This window comes from Streptomyces sp. SX-6, assembly GCF_059089585.1.
In genome coordinates this window covers 181,521-202,939 of record NZ_JBTHHU010000011.1, presented here as the reverse complement: position 1 = coordinate 202,939, position 21,419 = coordinate 181,521, and the positions used below count along the sequence as shown (strand labels likewise).

The window sequence follows — 21,419 nt, the reverse complement described above, 5'->3', positions numbered from 1 at the left end:
TCCCCTGATTCGCTTGAAATTACGGGTACATGACCGCCCGGTGGGGGAGTATTGCGGGGTGCGGAAGTGGTGGGTGGGTGCCGGTATAGGAATCGGGCTGTGCCTGAGCTTCGTCGGGCTGCTGCTCGTCGGGGTGTATTTCGCTGCCGCGAACCTCGGCGGTGGCCTCGGCCGGGAGACCGGCCTGTCGAAGGGCGCCGTCCCGGCGCAGTACGAGGGGATCGTCCAGAAGTGGGGCAACCTCTGTCCCGCGCTGAGCCCCGCCATCCTCGCCGCCCAGATCTACACCGAGAGCAACTGGAACCCCAGAGCCGTGAGTCCCGCGAACGCCCAGGGGATAGCGCAGTTCATCCCCGAGACCTGGGCACAGTACGGGATCGACACCAGCGGCAAGGGCAAGGCCGACGTCTGGGATCCCAATGACGCGATCCCCTCGGCCGCCGCCTACGACTGCGCGCTCGCGAAGTATGTGAAGAACGTGCCGGGCGACGTCTCCGACAACATGCTGGCGTCGTACAACGCGGGGTCGTACGCCGTCATCAAGAACAACGGTGTCCCGCCGTACAACGAGACCCAGGGATACGTGAAGGAGATCCGCACCCTCGCCAAATCCTTCGCTCGTCCCGCCGGTCCGGTCGCGCCCTCCCAACAGGCCGCCGCGGCCATCTACTTCGCACAGGAGCAACTGGGCAAGCCGTACCTGTGGGGCGGCGACGGGGGCAAGGAGGACAACGGCCGGTTCGACTGCTCGGGCCTGACCAAGGCGGCGTACGCCTCGGTGGGCATCGAGCTGCCGCGCGTGGCGAACGACCAGTGGAACGCGGGCCAGCATCCCAAGCGCGATGAGCTGAGGCCGGGCGACCTCGTCTTCTTCGCGCACGACCTGAACGATCCCCGCACGATTCACCATGTGGGGCTGTACGTCGGGGGCGGACACATGATCAACGCACCCCACCCGGGCGCGGTGATCCGGTTCGACAGCATCGATTCTCCGGATTACATCGGGGCCACACGCGTGACGAATGACGGGGCGAAGGCGTTGCCCAAGCCGAACAGCGCGTGAACCCCGGGCCTCCCGGATCCGTCTCCGGTCACCCTTGGATAACGTCCTGGTGATCTTTGGGTGGAGAACGGAACGCCGGGTCGGAGCAGCGCGTTCCATGGGGGTGGGTAAGCAGCGCCCGTCATGGGCGCACGGACCACGGGGGTTTGGCAGCTGCACGGAGCAACAGGCGACAGATAAGGGGCCACGCACATGCCCGGACTCGTGATGGCCTATCCCCTGGCGGATGCCAGGGGCGGCGCGAGTGGTTCGAACCCCGACGTCGGTCTGCTCTACGACATCAACGGTCTGGCCAAGGACGCCCCCGGCTGGCTGGACCGCGTCATGGGGTTCGTCGGGGAGTACGGGATCGTGCTCGGGCTGGCGGTGCTGATGCTCTGCGCATGGTGGAGCGTGCGCCGCGGCCCGGACGCGCCCACGGGCGTGGCCGCGCTGCTGTGGGCGACGATCGCGGCGGGGATCGCCCTGCTCGTCAACATCCCCATCCGGGGCTTCGTCCGGCGCCCGCGCCCGGCCTTCGAGCACCAGGGGATCGATCTGCTCGTCAAGGGCAAGACGGACTTCTCGTTCGTGAGCGACCACGCGACGCTCACCATGGCGCTCGGCGTGGGCCTGTTCATCGCCCACCGGAAGTACGGGCTGATCGGGATCGGGCTGGCGTTCCTCGAGGCGTTCTGCCGGGTGTTCATGGGCGTGCACTATCCGACGGACGTCGTCGGCGGGCTCGCCCTCGGCACGGCCGTGGTGCTGCTGCTGGCGCCGGTGGCCATGATGCTGCTCACGCCGCTGACCGTGCGGCTCGAGGATTCGCGGGCGGCCCGCTTCGTGCGCTCGCGGAGCGCGCCCGCGCCGGCCGTCGAGCCGGAGCCGGAGGAGACCCCGGGCACGGCACGCCCGCGTCATCAGGACAACGGGCTTGCCGCGTAAGAGGGTTGCCTGGATTTGACTGGGTCGGCTACAGCGCCTGCGGGAAGTCGAAGAGGCGGTGCGGGTCGTACTGCTTCTTGAGCTTCGCGAGGCGCCCGGCCGCGTCTCCGTAGTACGCCGTGCGCCAGTTCTTGAGCGCCGGGTCGGCGTAGTTCTGGTAGGCGGCGCCCGAGGCGTAGCGCTGCATCGCCGTGTGGATGCCGTCGAGCCAGGCCGTCTGCGAGGTGCCCGCCGCCGATGCCGACCAGGAGGTCAGGTACTGGGCGAGGAAGCGCGAGCGGCGGTGCACGAAGGCGGTCGCCTGCGGCTGTACGCGGTTGACCGCCCCGCCGAGCGCGGTGAGCTGGACGGAGCCGCCTCCGCCCTTGGCCTGTCGGCCGAATCGTTCCACCTGGTCGATCAGGGTGCGGATGCCCGCGGCGTTCAGCGAGCGGTCGTAGAAGTCGGAGCGCGCCGCGTACGTCTCGCGCTCGAGCTTGCCGGCGCGGTCACGCCCGGGCGTACGGCCCGGAAGGTGGCTCTGCGCAAGGGTCTTGTCGCCGCACCCGGCGTAGGAGCGCATGCTGTCCAGATACGGTCGGCGGCGGACCCGTACGGTCGCCTTGGCGCCGCCGACCTTGCTCACCAGCTTGTCCAGTGCGTTGGCGAGGTCGCCCTGGGTGCCCAGGGTGAACGCGGCGACGGATATGTGCGGGGTGCCGCCCGCGGCCACCGACAGGTCGCAGGCGGACCAGATCTCGTCAGGCTGGCTCGGGCCCCACTCCTGCCAGGCGCGCAGCACGTCGGCCGCCTTGGACCAGGGCCAGGAGACATAGCCGGTCGCGCTGTCCGCCACCTTGCGTGTGCGGTAGCGCAGCTCGGTCACCACGCCGAAGTTGCCGTTGCCCGCGCCGCGCAGGGCCCAGAAGAGGTCGGCGTTCTGCTTGGCGTCGCACTGGAGCGTCCTGCCGTCGGCGGTGACGAGGGTGGCGCCGACGAGGCTGTCGCACGTCATGCCGTACGCACGGGACAGCACGCCGTGCCCGCCGCCGAGGGTGACGCCGGAGATGCCGACGGTGGGACAGGATCCGGCGGGTACGGTCACGCCGTGCGCCGCCAGGCCCGTGTAGACCTCCATCAGCTTGGCGCCCGCGCCGACGACGGCGATGGAGGAGGTCGGGGTGCGGACGGTCCTCAGCCGGGACACGTCGATGACGAGCCTGCCGTTGCCGCCCGACCAACCGGCGTAGCTGTGGCCGCCGTTGCGTATGGACACGGGTACGGAGTGGCGGCGTGCGAAGGACAGGCACGCGGCGACGTCGGACGTGCCGTTCACATAGGCGATCCCCGCGGGGCGCTGGGTGTCGAACCGGGTGTTGTAGAGCTGGCGCGCGACGGAGTAATCGGCGTCGCCGGGCCGTATGAGCCCGCCCGCCAGCCCCTTGCCGAGGGCGGTCCAGTCCGCGGCGCGCGGAGTGGGTGCCTTACGGGCGGTGCCGGCCGCCTGCGCTCCGGCGCTCGAGGCGGCCCACGCCCCGGTCGCCGCGATTCCTGTTGCCGCGGTCAGCAGCGTGCGCCTCTTCATGGCCACCCCTTGCCCCAGTGATCATCCCCGATTGACTGATCACTGAGATGCGGCGGGGACCACGGATGGTTCCCACCGTTATGGGGCGGGGTGCCCCGAGTCGGTGGTGAGGTGTGCTTCGGCATCGGCCCGGGCCAGGGACCGGGCCCGGCGCGCGGGTCCGTACCACCCGCAGGTGCAGCGGGCCGTACAGAACGCTCCGTGCTCGCTGGTGCTGGTCATGTGGCCCGCGCACGGGCGGGCGGGGACGGGATCGGACACCCGACCCACGGTAGCGGGCCGTGACGGCGGCGGCCGCGCGGTCGTTGGAGAGAACGGGTTCCACCAGCTTGCTCGCGGACGGGGGATGACGTTCATGGCAGTGCGGGGACACAGACGCAGAGGCGCGGCCGTGGCCACGTCGGTGGTGTACGGCATCGCCTGCGGGCTGCTGGTCGCCGGCTGCACGGACGGCGAGCGGGTATCCGGCGAGGAGCCGCACGACGGGCGGGGCGGCGTGGGCGCCGGCGCCGCCGAGGTGCGCCCCGTGGCGCGGCCCGGGGATCCGGCGGACCCGGACCGGGCGCTGGCGGCGGTGCGGCACGTACCGGAGGCGCTGGCCGCGGCGCGCGGCGCGCGGGTGCGTACGTCCATGGAGACCGTCAGCGGGGGCACCCGGCTGACGATCATGGGTTCCGGTGCGTACGATTTCGCCCGCCCCATGGGCAAGTTGACGGTGCTCGTGCCCGAGGACGCGATCGGGACGGCCGAGCACCGGCCGATCACCGAGGTGTTCGCGCCCGGCGCGCTCTATATGAAGAACCGGGGCGCGGGAGTGCCCGCGGGCAAATGGGTGCGAATCGACACGGGCAGGCTCCCCGACGGGAATCTCCTCACGAGCGGCGCGACCGATCCGCTCGCGGCCGCCGAACTGCTGGGCGGCGCAAGGGAGGTGGCGTATATGCGCGACGAGACAGTCGGCGGGGTGCCGGTGCGGCACTACTGGGGGACGGTCGACCTGGGCCGGGCCGCGCACGCCGCACCTGCCCGGGACCGGGCGGCGCTGACCGCGGCCGCAAAAGGGTTCTCCAGCGGAACGGTGGCTTTCGATGCATTTCTGGATGAACGAGGACGGCCGCGAAAGCTGCGGTATCGGTTCGGGGTCGGGAGCGGCGGACGCCGGGGGAAGAGGCCGATGACGGTGGTCTCCACCGTCGAACTCTCCGCATTCGGGAGGGGAACGGACATGGGACTGCCGGCACCGGCGGATATCTATGCGGGGACGGTCGCTTCGCCGCAGAAATAGCGCACGGCGGCGTAGTTGGCCATGGAAATGGTCCTTCTGTGCCATGCGCGGAGTGTGTACCGATCACTAACCTGGGAAGCCGAGCACGCAAGACGCAAGACCCGAGGAGGTGAATCACGTGGTTTCGCGACGCGGGTGGTCGGGCGGACCGGACCCCGTGGCCCTCATCGAGATCGATCTCTACGGTGAGTTGATGATCGCCGCGTCGAGCGCGGATGAGGAGCGGCTCAGTCCGGACCGTATCGATGAGGTGCTCCGGGTCGTACGGTTCCGGCGGGGGCCGGAGTCCGACGGCTGAGCCTGCCCGTGGGTGGGCGTGTGAAGGCCCGCCCACGAGCCTTGCGTATACCTACTGCCTATACCTACTGCCTACGAGCGCAGCAGCCGCGCGATGGCGGCGGTCGCCTCCTCGACCTTGACGTCGATCTCGTCGCCCCCCTTGACCGCCGCATCGGCGACGCAGTGCCGCAGATGCTCCTGGAGCAGTTGCAGGGCGAACGCCTGGAGGGCCTTCGTGCCCGCCGAGACCTGCGTCAGTATGTCGATGCAGTAGACGTCCTCCTCGACCATCCGCTGGAGGCCCCGGATCTGCCCCTCGATCCGGCGCAGCCGCTTGAGATGCTGGTCCTTCTGCTTGCTGTAGCCGTGCGGCCCGGTGTGGCCCTGCGGCGCACCGTTCTCGCCGTGGCAGGCGCCGGTACCGCCCGCGGCGGCTTCCGTGGTCGTCATGGCGTCCTCCGTGTTGTCGGTGCGCGCGTCACGCTGCGGGCTTATACCTCATCGATATACCCCCACCGGGTATATGCTACCCAAATTCCCGGCGGGAAGCGGTACCGCCTTCATGAGCACTCTGCCCGATGGGCGACACTGAGGGAATGCCAGTTAGCTGTGGCCCGATGATGCGCCTAGCATCAACGAGACCGAATCCGCTGCACCCCGAGGACCCCACGTGCGCTTTCGTCTGACCCCCAGGGAGACGAGCTTCTACGACATGTTCGCCGCGTCCGCGGACAACATCGTCACGGGCTCCAAGCTCCTCATGGAACTGCTCGGCGCGGAGCCGTCCGCCCGGGCCGAGATCGCCGAGCGGATGCGGGCAGCGGAGCACGCCGGGGACGACGCGACGCACGCGATCTTCCACCAGCTGAACTCCTCTTTCATCACGCCGTTCGACCGTGAGGACATCTACGCCCTCGCCTCGTCGCTCGACGACATCATGGATTTCATGGAAGAGGCCGTCGACCTGGTGGTTCTCTACCAGGTCGAGGAATTGCCGAAGGGTGTCGAGCAGCAGATCGAGGTGCTCGCCCGGGCCGCGGAGCTGACGGCCGAGGCAATGCCGAATCTGCGGACCATGACGAACCTCACCGAGTACTGGATCGAGGTGAACCGTCTGGAGAACCAGGCGGACCAGATCCACCGCAAGCTTCTCGCCCAGCTCTTCAACGGCAAGTACGACGCGATCGAGGTCCTCAAGCTCAAGCAGATCGTGGATGTGCTCGAGGAGGCTGCGGACGCGTTCGAGCACGTCGCGAACACGGTCGAGACCATCGCGGTCAAGGAGTCCTGACCCCCGGTGGATACGTTCGCTCTTGTCGTGACCATCGCGGTCGCGCTCGGCTTCACCTATACCAACGGCTTCCACGACTCCGCGAACGCCATCGCGACCTCGGTGTCCACCCGGGCACTGACCCCGCGTGCGGCCCTCGCGATGGCGGCGGTGATGAACCTCGCCGGTGCCTTCCTCGGCAGCGGGGTCGCGAAGACCGTCAGCGAGGGCGTGATCGCGACGCCGACCGGCAACAAGGGGATGCTGATCCTCTTCTCCGCCCTGGTCGGAGCGGTGGTCTGGAACCTGGTCACCTGGTACTTCGGATTGCCGTCCTCGTCCAGCCACGCCCTGTTCGGCGGCATGGTCGGTGCGGCGCTCGCCGGGTCGTCGACCGTCTACTGGTGGGGTGTCTGGGACAAGATCGTCCTGCCGATGTTCCTGTCGCCCATCGTCGGTCTTTTCCTGGGCTATCTGGTCATGGTCGCCCTGCTGTGGCTGTTCCGCCGGGCCAACCCGCACAAGGCCAAGCGCGGTTTCCGGATCGCGCAGACCGTCTCGGCGGCCGGCATGGCGCTCGGCCACGGTCTCCAGGACGCCCAGAAGACGATGGGTGTCGTGGTGATGGCCCTCGTCATCGGCGGTGTCGAGGGCAAGGGCGACCCCATCCCGGTCTGGGTGAAGATCTCCTGTGCGCTGATGCTCTCGCTGGGCACGTACGCGGGCGGCTGGCGCATCATGCGCACGCTCGGCCGCCGGATCATCGAGCTGGATCCGCCGCAGGGGTTCGCGGCCGAGACCACGGGCGCGGCGGTCATGTTCACCACGGCGTTCGTGTTCAAGGCGCCGATCTCGACGACGCATGTGATCACGTCCGCGATCATGGGCGTCGGTGCGACGAAGCGGGTCAACGCCGTCCGGTGGGGCGTGGCGAAGAACATCATCCTCGGGTGGTTCATCACCATGCCGGCCGCGGCGGGCGTCGCCGCCCTGGCCTACTGGCTCGGCCACCTGGCCTTCGCCTGACGGTTGCCGACGTGAAGTCGGGCCCGGCTCCCCTGCTGCCCAGGGGAGCCGGGCCCTTTTCGCCTTGCGGCGGCACCGCCATGCAGCGCCGCAAGGCGAGCTCACGAGGCGGGCCGGCACGAACCCGCGCTGTCACGCGGAGCGGCCTGCCCGGCGAGGGACTGGCACCGCCATGCAGCGCCGCAAGGCGAGCTCACTCACCCGAAGCGGCCGGAGATGTAGTCCTCCGTGGCCTGGACCGACGGGTTGGAGAAGATCCGCTCCGTGTCGTCGATCTCGACCAGCTCGCCCGGCTGTCCCACGCCCGCCAGGTTGAAGAAGGCCGTACGGTCCGAGACGCGCGCCGCCTGCTGCATGTTGTGCGTCACGATCACGATCGTGAACCGCTCCTTCAGCTCCCCGATCAGGTCCTCGATGGCGAGGGTGGAGATCGGGTCGAGGGCGGAGCAGGGCTCGTCCATGAGCAGCACCTGCGGTTCGACGGCGATGGCACGGGCGATGCACAGGCGCTGCTGCTGGCCGCCGGAGAGGCCCGCTCCCGGCTTGTTCAGCCGGTCCTTGACCTCCTTCCAGAGGTTCGCGCCCTGCAGCGACTTCTCGACGATCCCGTCCAGTTCGGACTTGCGGACCCGGCCGCCGTTGAGGCGTATGCCCGCGGCGACGTTGTCGTAGATCGACATGGTCGGGAAGGGGTTCGGCCGCTGGAAGACCATGCCGACCGTGCGGCGCACGGAGACGGGGTCGACGCCCGGGCCGTAGAGATCCTCGTTGTCGAGCAGCACCTTGCCCTCGACCCGGCCGCCGGGTGTCACCTCGTGCATGCGGTTGAGCGTGCGCAGGAAGGTGGACTTGCCGCAGCCGGACGGGCCGATGAACGCGGTCACGGAGCGGGGCTCGACCGTCATCGAGATGTCGTCGATGGCCTTGTGGCTGTTGTAGTAGGCGGAGAGGCCGCTGACGTCGATTCGCTTGGCCATGGGGATCACTTCTGCTTTCTTGTGGCGTGGCGCGGTCAGCGCTTCGGGGCCTTCCAGCGGGCGATGCCGCGGGCCACCAGGTTGAGGATCATGACGAAGGCGATGAGGACGAGCGCCGCCGCCCAGGCACGGTCGTAGCTGGCGTCGTTGCCGGCCGCCCACTGCTCGTAGATGTAGTACGGCAGCGACGACTGCGCCCCGTCGAAGGGGTTGGTGTTGATCATCTGGGAGCCGAAGACCAGGAGCACGATCGGGGCGGTCTCGCCCGCGATACGGGCGACGGCCAGCATCACGCCGGTGGCGATGCCGCCGATCGCGGTCGGCAGGACGACCTTGAGGATCGTGCGCCACTTCGGGACCCCGAGCGCCAGCGAGGCCTCGCGCAGCTCGTTCGGCACGAGCTTGAGCATCTCCTCGGTGGAGCGGACGACCACCGGCACCATCAGGATCGCGAGGGCCATCGAACCGGCGAAGCCGGAGTAGCCGTTGTCGAGCATGATGATCCAGAAGCTGAGGATGAACAGGCCCGCGACGATGGACGGGATGCCCGTCATCACGTCGACGAAGAAGGTGATGGCCGTGGCCAGCCGGCCGCGCCCGTACTCCACCAGGTAGACCGCGGTCAGCAGGCCGATCGGTGTCGCGATGGCGGTCGCGATGCCGACCTGCTCCAGGGTGCCGATGATCGCGTGGTAGACGCCGCCGCCGGGCTGGATGGTCAGCACACCGGCCATGGAGTGGGAGAGGAACGAGCCGTTCAGCACCTTGCTGCCGCGCGAGACGGTCTCCCAGATCAGGGAGACCAGCGGGACGACGGCGAGCAGGAAGCACACCCACACCAGGCTGGTGGCCAGCCGGTCCTTGGCCTGCCGCCGGCCCTCGACGCGGGCGGTCAGCCCGTACATGAGGACGACGAAGAGCAGTCCGGCGATCAGGCCCCACTGCATCCGGCTGCTCAGCCCGGCGCCGGCGCCGATGCCGACGGCCGCCGCGGCCGCCAGGGCCGCGATCGCGGCCGGTGCCCAGCGCGGCAGCCGCGGGTGGCGCAGGGTGCTGGGCTGCTCGGGCTCCAGCACGAGGGGCTTGTCCATGGTCACGTCGCTGCTCATGCCGTGTACTCCTTGCGGCGCGCGATGATCATCCGGGCCGCCCCGTTGACCAGGAGGGTCAGGACGAACAGGACGAGGCCGGAGGCGATCAGGGCGTCCTTGCCCACCTCGCCCGACTCCTTGAAGCTGCTCGCGATGTTCTGGGCGAACGTGCCGCCGCCCGGGTCGAGCAGGCTCTTGGAGATCAGGAAGCTGGGGGAGAGGACGGTCGCGACGGCCATCGTCTCGCCGAGGGCACGGCCCAGGCCCAGCATCGAGGCGCTGATGACGCCGGAGCGGCCGAAGGGGAGGACAGACATCCGGATGACTTCCCAGCGGGTCGCGCCGAGCGCGAGCGCCGCCTCCTCGTGCATCTTCGGGACCTGGCGGAAGACCTCGCGGCTGACGCTGGTGACGATCGGCAGGATCATGATCGCGAGCAGGATGCCGATGGTGAACAGCGAGCGCGCGGCACCGCCGTTGTACTCGAAGACGCCGGTCCAGCCGAGGTAGTCGTTCAGCCAGCTGTAGAGGCCGCCGAGCTCCGGGACCAGGAACAGGGCTCCCCACAGGCCGTACACGATGGACGGCACCGCGGCGAGCAGGTCGATGACGTACGACAGCGGCGCGGCGAGCTTGCGCGGCGCGTAGTGCGTGATGAAGAGCGCGATGCCGATGGCGACCGGCACGGCGAGCAGCATCGCGATGACCGAGCTGACGATCGTGCCGAAGGCCAGGACGGCGATGCCGAAGACCGGCGGGTTGGCGTTGGCGTTCCACTCGAAGGTGGTGAAGAAGTTGCCCTGGTCCTCGGAGAGGGCGTGCGCGGCCCGGACCGTGAGGAAGACCGCGATCGCGGCCATGATCACCAGCAGCAGCACTCCGGAGCCCCGGGAGAGCCCGAGGAAGATCCGGTCACCGGCGCGGCCGGCGGACCGGGCCGTCGGTGCGGGAGGAGGGGGCGGGCCTGCTGGTGTGTCTGGGGTTATGTCCATCTGTTCCACGGGAGTCTCCGGTCTGCGGAGCCGGGCGGTCGGCCCTGCCCGGCTCCTGGCGCGGCGGTGCACCGGACGGTGGGGCCGGCCCCGTACCAGGGGCCGGCCGCACTCGGGTCAGGACAGGCCCGCGACGGTCTCGCGGACCTTCTTCGCGATCTCGGCGGGCAGCGGGGCGTAGCCGAGGCCCTTGAGCGCGGACTGGCCGTCCTCACTGGCGATGTAGGTGAGGAAGGACTTGACGGCGGGCAGGGTGTCGGCCTTGTTGCCCTTGTCGCCGGCGATCTCGTACGTCACCAGGGTGATCGGGTAGGCGCCCTCGGCCTTGGTGGCGTAGTTGAGCTTGAGGGCGAGGTCCTTGCCGGAGCCGGTGATCTTCGCCTCGGCGATGGCCTTGGACGCGTTGTCCGAGGTGGCCTCGACGGGGGCGGAGGCGCCGGTGTTGAGCTTCACCGTGTTGATGCTGTTGGCCGTGGCGTAGGACAGCTCGAAGTAGGAGATGGCGCCCGGCGTCTGCTTCACCTGCGAGGACACACCGGCCGAACCGTCCGCGGACTGGCCGCCCTTGACGGGCCATGCCTTGGCCGGGGCGTAGGACCAGGAGCTCGGCGCCGCGGCCTTGAGGTACTTGGTGAAGTTGTCGGTGGTGCCCGACTCGTCGGAGCGGTGGAACGCCTGGATCTTCAGGTCGGGGAGCTTGGCGTCCTTGTTGAGCTTGGCGATCGCCGGGTCGTTCCACTTCTCGATCTTGCCGTCGAAGATCTTGGCGAGCGTGTCGGCGTCGAGGACGAGGTTGTCCACGCCCGGGACCTTGTAGCCGATGGCGATCGGGCCGCCGACCATCGGGATGTTGATGCCCTGGCCGCCCTTGACGACGTCCTTCGACTTGGCGACCTCCTCCGGCTTGAGCGGCGAGTCGGAGCCCGCGAAGGCGGTCTTGCCCGCGAGGAACTCCTGGATGCCCGCGCCGGAACCGGTGGCCTTGTAGTTGACCTGGATGTCCGGGCAGGCCTGGGTGAAGTTCTTCACCCACAGGTCCATGGCGTTCTTCTGGGCGGAGGAACCGGAGGCCAGCAGCTGGCCCTTGCCCTCGCACTTGATGGACCCGGTGGCCTTGGCCGTGCCGTTGCCACCGCTCGAGCCGCTGCCGCTGTTGTCGTCCGAGCCGCACGCCGTGAGGACCAGGGCGCCGGAGACGGCGATGGCGCCGAGGGCGACGGACCGAAGCCGGTTCTTGCGCTGAAACTTCACGTTCTGGTGTTCCTTCCGGGAGCCGCCGCTGGGGCGGCGTGCGAGAGGTGGGTGATGCGGTTTCCGCGAGCGCGGGCCGTTCGGGGCTTGTTCGACTGGCGTACGGCCTGTGCTCCACTGCCCCTTGTCCACGGCCGAAATTAAGCAGATCAGGTGAAGGCGTCGATGGGGCTGAGTGAACGAGGGGTGAACCTCGGCCGTCGGTGTGGTGGCTCCATGATCACCCCGCGTGGCGGAAGTGTGATGCAGGTCTCTGTTGGTTTCGTCATGGCCGTGACACGATCCGGTTCTTGTGGGGCGTCGGGTGGAGACGCGGGGGCTTTGAGTCGCGGAGGTGTCCGTTGCGGCGGAACGGCGGGACTGCGAATGACGGGTACACGTACGGCAAGGCCGTGGGCGGCAGAGGCGTGAGCGGCAGACGTCTGATCGTCGCGACCGCGCTGGTCTGCGCGGTGGGCATGACCGCCGGTACCGGCGTGGCATGGGCCGACCCGACGCCGCCCGGGCAGCAGAAGCTCGAGGACGTCCACAAGGAGGTCGAGGCCCTCTACCGCAAGGCGGAGTCGGCGACCGACGCCTACAACGCGGCGAACGAGCAGACCAAGCTCCAGCAGAAGAACGTCAATGAGCTGACCAAGCAGGTGAACGCCGCCCAGCAGCGGATGGACACGCTCAAGGACCGCATCGGCGCCCTGGCCCGCGCCCAGTACCGCAGCGGCGGTTTCCCGTCCGGCGCCCAGCTGTTGATGGCCCCCTCGCCCGAGGACTTCCTCGAGGGGCTGTCCACGACCCGCAAGGGCCAGGAGGCGGTCCGCGGGATGCTCGAGGAGACCCGCAAGCTCAAGTACGACCTGGACGGCTACGCGAAGGCCGCCTCCGAGCGCTGGAAGAAGCTGGACGAGGAGAAGCGCAAGAAGGCCGACGCCAAGAAGGAGATCGAGACCAAGCTCGCCGCCGCCAAGGAACTCGAGTCGAAACTGGCCGAGAAGGAGCGCGAGCGGCTGAAGAAGATCGAGGAGGAGCAGGCCCGCCAGGCACAGCGGCAGTGGCTCGCCTCGGACGCCCTCAAGGGCCTCGACCTCAAGCACCTCGGCACGGCGAGCGACGAGGGCAGGCGCGCCATCGAGTTCGCGATGGCGCAGATCGGCAAGGACTACGTCTGGGGTGCCGTCGGTCCGGACACCTACGACTGCTCCGGGCTCACGCTCAGGTCGTGGGAGGCGGCGGGCCGCCCGATCCCGCGCACCTCGCAGGAGCAGTGGCAGCAGCTGCCCAGGGTCGACGTCAAGGACATGCGGCCCGGCGACCTGATCATCTACTTCGCGGACGCGAGCCACGTCGGGATGTACGTCGGCGACGGGCAGATCGTGCACGCGCCCCGGCCGGGGCGGCAGGTGACGCTCACGGGCGCGGGGACGATGCCGATCCTCGGAGTGGTCCGCCCCGGGTGACGCAGGGTGTCTGTTGTGGCGTGATGTATCTCATGTCACCTTCATCCCGTAGTGCGGCAAAAGGCGGCTTTGGCAACGGCATATGACAGAGGCGGGTGGCTCCGTACCATTCCGTTCGGCCGCGCCCGCCCGCTAGGGTCACGTCCGGTGCCCGTCCTCAGCGGTGCGCCGCCTCGGGGGGTGGGAGCACCTCCGGCGCCGCCCGCCGGGAAGGAAGGAAGCCGACGTGATGCCCGTGACCGTGCCGAAGCCGGCGGAGCCGGCCGTCGCGCTGTCCGACGGCGGGCTGACCCTGCTGGTGATCGAGGACGACCCGGCGGGCTCGCTGTCGGTGCCCGACATGGCGGAGATGACCGCGGCGGCGGGCAAGCCGGTCCGCATCCGCACCGCCCGCAACCTCACCGAGGCCACCCGCCTGCTCACCCACGACGTGCAGTGCATCCTGCTGGACCTCGCCCTCCCCGTCCCGGACCGCGCCCCCGGCGACGTCCCCGACGAGCTCGAGATCCTGCACCAGGTGCTGCGGCTCGCTCCGTACCACGCGGTGCTGGCCCTCACCGCCGAGGCGGACGCCGAGCGTGCCGCCGAAGCCGTGCGCGTCGGTGCGCAGGACTATCTCTTCCGCGACGAGCTCGACGGCCGTGTGCTCAGCCGCGCCATCCGCTACGCCGTCGAGCGCAAGCGCGCGGACCTCGCCCAGCGCCAGCTCACCGAGACCCGCCTGCGCGCCCAGGAGAACGCCCGCCTCGAGCGCGGGCTGCTGCCCAACCCGCTGCTGGCCGGCTCCGACCTGCGCTTCGCCGCCCGCTACCGGCCGGGCCGCAGCCGCGCCCTGCTCGGCGGCGACTTCTACGACACGGTGCGCACGCCCGACGGCACCGTGCACGCGATGATCGGCGACGTCTGCGGCCACGGCCCGGACGAGGCCGCCCTCGGCGTCGAACTGCGCATCGCCTGGCGGGCGTTGACCCTGGCCGGCCTGAGCGGCGACGAGCTCCTCGGCACCCTCGAGCAGGTCCTCGAGCACGAGCGGCCCGACGAGGAGATCTTCGCGACGCTGTGCACCCTCGACATCGCCCCCGACGGCCGGTCCGCCGGCCTCTTCCTGGCCGGCCACCCCGCCCCGCTGCTCGCCCGCCGCGGCGAGCAGCCCTGTCTGCTGCCCCAGGACGGCGGCGGCCCCGCACTGGGCCTGCTGCCGGGCGCCCGCCGGCCGCGCCTCACGGTCGAACTCGGCGATTCCTGGAGCCTGATGATGTACACGGACGGGCTGATAGAGGGCCGGGTCGGCGACGGGGCACGGCGGCTCGGCCAGGACGGCATGATCGAGATGGTGACCCGCCGGATGAAGGAGGGGCTGCGCGGCGAGGAACTGCTGGACGCCGCCGTCGCCGAGGTGCGGGCCCTGAACGGCGAAGAGCTGACGGACGACCTGGCCGTGCTGCTCCTCGACCGCTGACGGCTGCCGCTACCGGCCGCCGTTGTACGGCCCGTACGGACCGTCCGAGCTGGAGCCGCGCCCGCGGCGGCCGGACCGCCCGCCGCCGGACACCTGCTTGAGCGCGGGGCGCACGTCCACGAAGTAGACGATCGTGGCGATCAGCCCCAGGATCGGCAGGAAGTTCAGGATGCCGAAGAAGATCTGTACGGCCACCGCGAGACCGAGGATGATCAGCCAGAAGCCCTTGTTCTGCTTGTCGGCCGCACGGTAGGCGTCCTCACGGTGCACGGCGGCGTTGACGAAGGCGGCGATGGTGAAGACCAGCAGGCCGATCGACACCCAGTACACGATCTGGCCGAAGCCTTCCACCAGCATGGTGCCCACCTCTTTCTGCCGTCTGCTGCCACCGTACCGGGAGAACGATCCGGGTACCCGTGAGGTGCCCGGATCGTTCCCTGCCCGTTGCTGCCGGCCCTTGGTGTTACTGGCCCTCGGTCTTCTTCTGGGCGGGCTTGCGGGCCGCGGGCTTGCGGGCGGCGGGCTTGGCCGCGGTGCCCTCCTCCGCCGCGGGGGCGGTCTCCTCGGCGGGAGCGGCGTCCCGCACGGGCTCCTGAGTGGTCTCCTGCGCGGGCTCCGCCACCGGCTCGGTGGCGACACGGATCTCCGCGCCCCGGCCGTCGGCCTGCTCGCCGCGCCAGGTCTTCACGGCTTCCCGGCCCCGCTCGGCCAGCTTGTCGCGCGTCTCGCCCACCTTCACCACGTACCCCGCGGCGAGGCCGACGCTCTGCAGCGCCAGGTCCTGGGCCGTCTGCCCCAGCTTCCTGACGTCCGTGTCGAGGCCGCCGATGAACGCGGTGGCCTTGGTGGTGACCTGCGCCTGGACGTCCTTGGCCCCCTGCGAGACCCGCTCGCCCAGAGCCTTGGGGTCCGTCTTGCGCAGCTGCTCGAAGCGCGCGGGCGCATCCGCGACGATCTGCCCGATCTTCTCGGCGCCGAGGTCAGCGGCCCCGGCCGCCGCGTAGGCAGTGTCGATGGTCGCCTTGCGGATGCCCTGAGTGATCGCCATGGTGTCGGTTCTCCCGTCTGTCAGCTGGAAGGCTTGTCGTGGTCCTTCGGGAGCCCGTTCTCCCTGCGGAAGGACTCGTAGATCTCGAGCAGCACCTGCTTCTGCCGCTCGGTGATCGAGGGGTCGGCGAGGATGACGCTGCGCACCTCCGCCTCGCCCCGGTCGCGCTCGTCGAGGATCCCGGCCTGCACGTACAGCGTCTCCGCGGAGATCCGCAGAGCCTTGGCGATCTGCTGCAGGATCTCGGCGCTCGGCTTGCGCAGGCCGCGCTCGATCTGGCTGAGGTACGGGTTGGACACTCCTGCCGCATCGGCGAGTTGACGCAACGTCAGCTGCGCATTGCGCCGCTGCTCGCGCAGATACTCGCCGAGATTGCCGACGTTGAGTGATGCCATGAGGCGATGCTGCCCCAGCTTGCTAACTTTTGCAAGCGGATGCTTGCAGCAGGCTGTCTATAGTGATGTGACTGAGCACGGCAGATGGCCAGTTTCCATGACCGTCGTCGACGCGGAAGCGATCCGGACGTGGCTCGCCCGGACGGTAAGCCGACCGCGGCTCCGGACTCCGGCTCCCGCCGCTGGCGGCCGGGTCAGCGGCGGGTCTCAATTCGCAGGTCGCCCGTGGTCACCCGGCGGATGGGCTCGCTCGCAAGCAGCTCGTGCGGCTGGCCGAGGGCGATCGCGCCCGCCGCGTCGAGCCGGGCCAGCTGGGCGTCCGTCAGCTCGACCGCCAGGGCGCCCAGGTTGTCCTCCAATTGGGCGGGGGTGCGGGCGCCGAGCAGCGTGCTCGTCACGCCCGGCTTCCGCAGTGTCCAGGCCAGCGCCACCTGGGCCGGGGTGTACCCCAGTTCGCCGGCCACCTCCCGGACCACCCCGGCCACGCCGAGGCTGCGTTCGGTGAGGGTGCCCAGGGCGAGGTTGTGGCTCCGGCGGGTGCTCCCGTCGGGGCCGGCGCCCGTTGCGCCCACGTCGTCCCGGCCGTACTTGCCGCTGAGCACCCCGCCGCCGAGCGGCGAGTACGGGACCACGCCCAGGCCCAGTTCCCGGGCCATCGGGATCAGGTCGCGCTCCGCGGTGCGCTCGATCAGGCTGTACTCGAGCTGCAGCGCGACCAGCGGCGACCAGCCGCGCAGGTCCGCGGTCGCCTGCATCCGGGACACCTGCCAGGCCGGGGTGTTGGAGATCGCCACGTACAGCACCTTGCCCTGCCGGACCAGGTCGTCCAGGCCGCGCAGCACCTCCTCCACCGAGGTCCGGAAGTCCCAGACGTGCAGGTACAGCAGGTCGAGGTAGTCGGTGCCGAGCCGCCGCAGGCTGCCCTCCACCGAGCCGAACAGCGCCTTGCGGTGCCCGCCCCCGGAGTTCGGGTCGCCGGGGCGGCGCAGGGTCGAGTACTTGGTCGCCAGCACCAGGCGTTCGCGCTCCTCGTGGGCGAACTCGCCCAGCAGGCGCTCGGAGCTGCCGTCGGTGTAGGTGTCGGCGGTGTCGAGGAGGTTGCCGCCGAGCCCGACGTAGCGGTCGAACAGCTTGCGGGCCTCGGCCCGTTCTGCGCCCCACCCCCATTCGGTGCCGAAGGTTGCGGTGCCCAGGGCCAGCGGTGAGACCCGCAGTCCCGAGCGGCCCAGCAGCCGGTAGTCGTCGAGGGCCAGTGCCATCAGGTTCTCCTGTGCTCGCGTGTGTTCGTGTTCCGTTGCCGGGACCGAGTCTGCGGCGGCGGCGGGCCCCGGATAAGGGAGGGACTTTCCTGGGAAGGCCGGTCCCACCCTGGCGGTTGGACCGGTCATGACGACACGAACCGTTGACACCACCGAGGAACTGGCCGCCTTCCTGCGCAGCAGGCGCGAACGGCTGGACCCGGACCGGCTGGGCCTGCCCGCGCACCGGCGGGCCCGGCGGACGCCCGGACTGCGCCGCGAGGAGGTCGCTGAGCTGGCCGGGGTCAGCACCGACTACGTGGTCCGGCTGGAGCAGGGCCGGGGGCTTCGGCCCTCCGCGGAGGTGCTGGCGGCGCTGGCCCGGGCCCTGCGGCTGGCACCCGGCGAACGCGACTACCTCTTCGACCTGGCCCGACGGCGCCGCCCCGGCGGCACCCGCGGCGGGGCAGCCACCGGTCCGGCGCCGTCGCTGGCCCACCTGGTCGACGAACTCTCCCCGCTGCCCGCCGCGCTGCTTGACCACCGCTACGACCTGCTGGCCTGGAACCCCGAAATGGTCCGGCTGCTCCCGGAGTTCGACGCCGTTCCGCCGGAGCGGCGGAACGCGATGTGGCTCTGCCTGCTGCACCCGCCGATGCGCGGCTTCTACGCCGACCGCGAGGGGGTGCTGCGGGACGGCGTCGCCCATCTGCGCGCGGCCTGGGCCGCCCACCCGGAGGACCAGGCACTGGCCGGGCTGATCGCCGAATTCACCGCGCAGGACGAGGACTTCGCCCGGCTCTGGGCCGAGCGGGAGGTCCGCGTCAACGGCCGCGGCCACAAGCTGCTGCGGCACCCGGCCGTCGGGACGATCGCCGTCGACTTCGAGGTCCTGCTCCCGCTGGAGGACCCGGAGCTGCGGCTTCTGGTCTACCGCGCCGCGGACGACGAGAGCCGCGCGGCCCTGCACCGGCTGTGCGGCAGTGACGGGTGCAAGAAGGCTGACAACTCACGGTTGGTTGCAAGAAGCGTGACCGCTTGGTACCAACAAGTGTGTCCCACGGACCAGAAAGCACAGCTCACCGACCCTCAATGGTTCCAACTGACGTGTCCAGGCTCATCTGTGCAGCCGGAGCCGGATTGGTGGCGTCTGATGCGGGCTTGACCGCGCGGACGATGGCTTAGTGCATGCCGCCGGTGACCTGGTGGGTCGAGGTGATCTCGATGTCGGTGAAGCCGGCGGCTTCGAGGCCGTGGCGGTATTCGGCGAAGGAGAGGGCGCCGGCAGGGCCGAAGCACCTCGTTTCGACTGTACTGTCGAGCCTGGCCAACTACAGTGAAAAGTTTGGCCATCTGCCGTGCTCAGTCACAAGTGAGCGCATGACCGAACGACCGTTGCGGGAGCGGGAAGGTGGCGTGCTGTCGTGAGCCGCGAAACCGAGGACTCCAACCGCCGGATGCTGCGCGCACGGGACGCGATGGACCGCGCCTACGCGCAACCGCTGGACATTCCCGCCCTGGCCCGGATCGCCCATGTGTCGGAGGCGCATTTCAACCGGACCTTCCGGGCCACGTTCGGCGAGACGCCCCACCGCTACCTCCAGCGCCGCCGTGTCGAGCGGGCCATGCATCTCCTGCGGGAGACCGACCGCAGTGTGACGGAGATCTGCTTCGCCGTCGGCTTCGGCAGCCCGGGCACGTTCAGCCGGACCTTCCACGGCATCGTGGGCGTCTCGCCGCGGGAGTACCGCAAGAACGCGCAGGCCACGGGGGTTCCGACGTGCTTCGCGATGGCGTGGATGAGACCGAGCAGTTTTGGATAAGTTTTCGGCCGGACAGCTGAATAGTGTGAGGGACATGTTCAACGCCATCACGCACTCGCAGATCTACGTTCTCGACCAGGACGAGGCCCTCGACTTCTACGCCGGCAAGCTCGGCCTGAAGGTCACCACCGACGTCGACATGGGCTTCATGCGCTGGCTGACCGTCAGCGTCCCCGGCGAGCCGGGCCGGGAGATCCTGCTGGAGAAGCCCGGGGCTCCGGCGATGTCCGAGGAGACGGCGGAGCAGGTCCGCGATCTGGTGACCAAGGGGGCGATGGGCGGCTGGCTCATCTTCACCACGGCCGACTGCCGCAAGACCTACGAGACGCTGCTCGCGAAGGGCGTCGAGTTCACCGAGGAACCGACCGAGCGGCCCTACGGCATCGACTGCGGGCTGCGCGACCCCTTCGGCAACCGCATCCGTTTCACACAGCCGAAGGCGTAGAGGAGCAGCGGAACAGAGCCGGTCGGCGTGGTGCGCCCGCCGGCTCTGATTCCCCGAGACCGCTTAGCGCGTGGCCTCGCGCTTGAAGGCCGCGCGTGCCCACAGGTAGCCGACCAGGGTGAGGCCCAGGCACCAGGCGACCGCGATGATCCCGTTGTTGCCGATCTCCGTGCCCGTCAGCAGCCCCCGCAGGGTCTCGATGATCGGGGTGAAGGGCTGGTACTCGGCGAACCAGCGCAGCCCGGTGGGCATGGAGTCCGTCGGCACGATCGCGCTGCCGAGGAAGGGCAGGAACTGCAGCGGCATCGGGGTGTTGCTGGCGGACTCGATGGTCTTGGACACCAGGCCTATCGCGGCCGACAGCCAGGTGAGTGCCAGGGCGAGCAGGGTGAGGAGGCCCGCGGCGGCGAGCCACTCGACGACCGAGGCATGGGGCCTGAAGCCGATGAGGACCGCGACGCCGATGACGGCCGTGATGCTGAGCAGGGTCTGTATCACGTTGCCGACGACGTGCCCGGTGAGGAACGAGGCCCGTGAAATCGCCATCGTCCGGAACCGGTTGACGATGCCCTCGGTCATGTCGGCGCAGACACCGACCGCGGTCGAGAGGGCTCCGGAGGTCGCGGCCATCAGGATGATGCCGGGGGCGACGTAGTCGATGTACCGGGTGCCGGTGCCGTTGCCCAGGGCGCCGCCGAAGGCGTAGTTGAAGAGGAGGAGCATCATGACGGGCATCGCGATGACCGAGAGCGTCATGGAGGGGTAGCGCACCGCGCGCTTGAGGTTGCGCCGCAGCATCGTCGCGGAGTCCCGCGCGGCGTAGGACAACGTGCTCATCGGGCGTGCTCCTTGAGGGAGTTGGCCCCCGCGCCGGACTGCGGGCGGCCGGTGAGGGCGAGGAAGACGTCGTCGAGGTCGGGGGTGTGCACGGTCAGCCCCTCGGCCGCGACCTCCGCGCTGTCCAGTACGTCGAGCACGGCCCGCAGGGTCGGGATGCTGCCGTCGCTCGGTATCTGCAGCGTCAGGTCGTCGCGGTTGTGGGCCACGGATTCGAAGAGCCCGGCCGCGGTGGCGAGTTGGTGTGCGTCCCCGAACCGGAGGCGGATGTGGCCGCCGGGGATGCGGCGCTTGAGCTCGTCCGCGGTGCCCTCGGCGACGAGCCTGCCGTGGTCCAGGACGGCTATCCGGTCGGCGAGTTGGTCGGCTTCCTCGAGGTACTGCGTCGTCAGGAAGATCGTGACGCCCTGGTCGGCGACCAGGCCGCGGATGATCTCCCACATGGTGCGGCGGCTGCGCGGGTCGAGGCCGGTGGTCGGCTCGTCGAGGAAGATGACGCGGGGATCGCCGACCAGCGTCATCGCCAGGTCGAGCTTGCGCCGCATGCCGCCGGAGAAGGCGGAGGCCGGTTTCCGGGCCGCCTCGGTGAGGTCGAAGCGGCGCAGGAGTTCGGCGGTGCGCCGCCTGCCCTCGCGCCGGTCCAGGTGGTGCAGGTCCGCCATGAGGAGCAGGTTCTCCTCGGCGGTGAGGAGATTGTCGACGGCCGCGAACTGCCCGGTGACGCCGATCGCGGCGCGTACCGCGTCGGGGTCGCGGGCCGGGTCGTGGCCCGCGACGCGGATCTCGCCGCCGTCGGCGCCGATGAGCGTGGACAGGATCTGGACGGTGGTGGTCTTGCCGGCGCCGTTGGGGCCGAGCAGGGCGAAGACCGTGCCCTCGGTGATGTGCAGGTCGATGCCGTCGAGCACCAACTGGTCGCCGTACGACTTGCGCAGGCCGACGGCCGAGATTGCTGTGTTCATGCCGATGGTGCCTTCCACGCTCATGGGATGGAGGGG

Annotated in this window: 24 protein-coding genes and 1 pseudogene; 11 read left to right on the top strand and 14 right to left on the bottom strand. The window is 69.9% G+C overall.

The genetic code is table 11. The features are described 5' to 3' along the window. Window positions 1–58 precede the first annotated feature (58 nt). Together ACV530_RS16585 and ACV530_RS16580 are read left to right on the top strand one after the other, a co-directional pair. Complete coding sequence (locus tag ACV530_RS16585; RefSeq protein WP_494333234.1) at window positions 59–1,063, top strand: NlpC/P60 family protein; 1,005 nt, start codon at window positions 59–61, stop codon at window positions 1,061–1,063. 192 nt (window positions 1,064–1,255) lie between these two features. Next, window positions 1,256–1,990, top strand: a complete 735-nt coding sequence (locus tag ACV530_RS16580; protein WP_494333233.1) for a phosphatase PAP2 family protein — start codon at window positions 1,256–1,258, stop codon at window positions 1,988–1,990. Between the two features lie 28 nt (window positions 1,991–2,018). On the opposite strand, the gene ACV530_RS16575 is transcribed toward ACV530_RS16580, so the two are convergent. Then, window positions 2,019–3,554, bottom strand: a complete 1,536-nt coding sequence (locus ACV530_RS16575; protein ID WP_494333232.1) for an FAD-binding oxidoreductase — start codon at window positions 3,552–3,554, stop codon at window positions 2,019–2,021. Between the two features lie 78 nt (window positions 3,555–3,632). Continuing rightward, a complete protein-coding gene (locus ACV530_RS16570) occupies window positions 3,633–3,815 on the bottom strand; it encodes a hypothetical protein (RefSeq protein ID WP_494333231.1) in 183 nt (60 codons plus the stop codon). Window positions 3,816–3,909: 94 nt separating this feature from the next. Here ACV530_RS16570 and ACV530_RS16565 point away from each other — a divergent pair, with 94 nt between their 5' ends. Beyond that, window positions 3,910–4,839, top strand: a complete 930-nt coding sequence (locus ACV530_RS16565; protein WP_494333230.1) for an SCO4651 family lipoprotein — start codon at window positions 3,910–3,912, stop codon at window positions 4,837–4,839. A 118-nt stretch (window positions 4,840–4,957) separates the two neighbouring features. Beyond that, entirely contained in the window at window positions 4,958–5,137 is a 180-nt protein-coding gene (locus ACV530_RS16560) for a hypothetical protein (RefSeq protein WP_494333229.1), read from the top strand. A gap of 71 nt (window positions 5,138–5,208) precedes the next feature. Here ACV530_RS16560 and ACV530_RS16555 read toward each other — a convergent pair whose 3' ends face one another. Then, window positions 5,209–5,568 (bottom strand): metal-sensitive transcriptional regulator, encoded by a 360-nt coding sequence (locus tag ACV530_RS16555; protein WP_494333228.1) that lies wholly within the window; start codon window positions 5,566–5,568, stop codon window positions 5,209–5,211. A 220-nt stretch (window positions 5,569–5,788) separates the two neighbouring features. On the opposite strand from ACV530_RS16555, the gene ACV530_RS16550 reads away from it, so the two are divergent. Together ACV530_RS16550 and ACV530_RS16545 are read left to right on the top strand one after the other, a co-directional pair. Next, the gene (locus ACV530_RS16550; protein WP_494333227.1) at window positions 5,789–6,409 is read left to right on the top strand and encodes a DUF47 domain-containing protein; all 621 of its coding nucleotides are present in this window, start codon (window positions 5,789–5,791) and stop codon (window positions 6,407–6,409) included. Between the two features lie 6 nt (window positions 6,410–6,415). Further along, window positions 6,416–7,414, top strand: coding sequence for an inorganic phosphate transporter (locus tag ACV530_RS16545; RefSeq protein WP_494333226.1), 999 nt, complete (start codon window positions 6,416–6,418; stop codon window positions 7,412–7,414). Window positions 7,415–7,611: 197 nt separating this feature from the next. Here the strand turns inward: ACV530_RS16545 and pstB are convergent, their stop codons facing one another. From pstB to pstS, 4 genes are all read right to left on the bottom strand, one after another. Beyond that, a complete protein-coding gene (gene pstB / locus ACV530_RS16540) occupies window positions 7,612–8,391 on the bottom strand; it encodes a phosphate ABC transporter ATP-binding protein PstB (RefSeq protein WP_494333225.1) in 780 nt (259 codons plus the stop codon). A gap of 35 nt (window positions 8,392–8,426) precedes the next feature. After that, window positions 8,427–9,500 (bottom strand): phosphate ABC transporter permease PstA, encoded by a 1,074-nt coding sequence (gene pstA, locus ACV530_RS16535; protein WP_494333224.1) that lies wholly within the window; start codon window positions 9,498–9,500, stop codon window positions 8,427–8,429. Next, entirely contained in the window at window positions 9,497–10,474 is a 978-nt protein-coding gene (gene pstC / locus ACV530_RS16530) for a phosphate ABC transporter permease subunit PstC (protein WP_494333223.1), read from the bottom strand. Before pstC ends, pstA begins: the two co-directional genes overlap by 4 nt. 117 nt (window positions 10,475–10,591) lie before the next feature. Further along, window positions 10,592–11,725, bottom strand: a complete 1,134-nt coding sequence (gene pstS, locus ACV530_RS16525; RefSeq protein WP_494333222.1) for a phosphate ABC transporter substrate-binding protein PstS — start codon at window positions 11,723–11,725, stop codon at window positions 10,592–10,594. Between the two features lie 407 nt (window positions 11,726–12,132). Between pstS and ACV530_RS16520 the strand changes: the two genes are divergently transcribed. Next, window positions 12,133–13,176, top strand: coding sequence for a C40 family peptidase (locus ACV530_RS16520; protein WP_494333221.1), 1,044 nt, complete (start codon window positions 12,133–12,135; stop codon window positions 13,174–13,176). 229 nt (window positions 13,177–13,405) lie between these two features. After that, window positions 13,406–14,635, top strand: a complete 1,230-nt coding sequence (locus tag ACV530_RS16515) for a PP2C family protein-serine/threonine phosphatase (protein WP_494333220.1) — start codon at window positions 13,406–13,408, stop codon at window positions 14,633–14,635. Window positions 14,636–14,644: 9 nt separating this feature from the next. Here ACV530_RS16515 and ACV530_RS16510 read toward each other — a convergent pair whose 3' ends face one another. The 4 genes from ACV530_RS16510 to ACV530_RS16495 all read right to left on the bottom strand — a co-directional run bounded on the left by ACV530_RS16510 (window position 14,645) and on the right by ACV530_RS16495 (window position 17,337). Next, entirely contained in the window at window positions 14,645–14,992 is a 348-nt protein-coding gene (locus ACV530_RS16510) for a DUF2516 family protein (RefSeq protein ID WP_494333219.1), read from the bottom strand. Between the two features lie 106 nt (window positions 14,993–15,098). Then, window positions 15,099–15,683: a hypothetical protein gene (locus tag ACV530_RS16505; protein WP_494333218.1), complete on the bottom strand. Its 585-nt coding sequence runs from the start codon at window positions 15,681–15,683 to the stop codon at window positions 15,099–15,101. 20 nt (window positions 15,684–15,703) lie between these two features. Further along, window positions 15,704–16,078, bottom strand: coding sequence for a helix-turn-helix domain-containing protein (locus ACV530_RS16500; protein WP_494333217.1), 375 nt, complete (start codon window positions 16,076–16,078; stop codon window positions 15,704–15,706). 194 nt (window positions 16,079–16,272) lie between these two features. Then, entirely contained in the window at window positions 16,273–17,337 is a 1,065-nt protein-coding gene (locus ACV530_RS16495) for an aldo/keto reductase (RefSeq protein WP_494333216.1), read from the bottom strand. Between the two features lie 127 nt (window positions 17,338–17,464). Here ACV530_RS16495 and ACV530_RS16490 point away from each other — a divergent pair, with 127 nt between their 5' ends. After that, complete coding sequence (locus tag ACV530_RS16490; protein WP_494333215.1) at window positions 17,465–18,481, top strand: helix-turn-helix domain-containing protein; 1,017 nt, start codon at window positions 17,465–17,467, stop codon at window positions 18,479–18,481. A 16-nt stretch (window positions 18,482–18,497) separates the two neighbouring features. Here the strand turns inward: ACV530_RS16490 and ACV530_RS16485 are convergent. After that, window positions 18,498–18,602, bottom strand: a pseudogene (locus ACV530_RS16485) (arsenite S-adenosylmethyltransferase); the annotation flags it as partial. 171 nt (window positions 18,603–18,773) lie between these two features. Between ACV530_RS16485 and ACV530_RS16480 the strand changes: the two are divergent. Further along, on the top strand, window positions 18,774–19,139 hold the full coding sequence (locus ACV530_RS16480) for a helix-turn-helix domain-containing protein (protein WP_494333264.1): 366 nt from the start codon (window positions 18,774–18,776) through the stop codon (window positions 19,137–19,139). Between the two features lie 34 nt (window positions 19,140–19,173). Further along, a complete protein-coding gene (locus tag ACV530_RS16475; protein ID WP_494333214.1) occupies window positions 19,174–19,584 on the top strand; it encodes a VOC family protein in 411 nt (136 codons plus the stop codon). A 63-nt stretch (window positions 19,585–19,647) separates the two neighbouring features. On the opposite strand, the gene ACV530_RS16470 is transcribed toward ACV530_RS16475, so the two are convergent. After that, the gene (locus ACV530_RS16470; protein WP_494333213.1) at window positions 19,648–20,421 is read right to left on the bottom strand and encodes an ABC transporter permease; all 774 of its coding nucleotides are present in this window, start codon (window positions 20,419–20,421) and stop codon (window positions 19,648–19,650) included. Continuing rightward, on the bottom strand, window positions 20,418–21,383 hold the full coding sequence (locus tag ACV530_RS16465) for an ATP-binding cassette domain-containing protein (RefSeq protein WP_494333212.1): 966 nt from the start codon (window positions 21,381–21,383) through the stop codon (window positions 20,418–20,420). Before ACV530_RS16465 ends, ACV530_RS16470 begins: the two co-directional genes overlap by 4 nt. Between the last annotated feature and the right edge of the window lie 36 nt (window positions 21,384–21,419).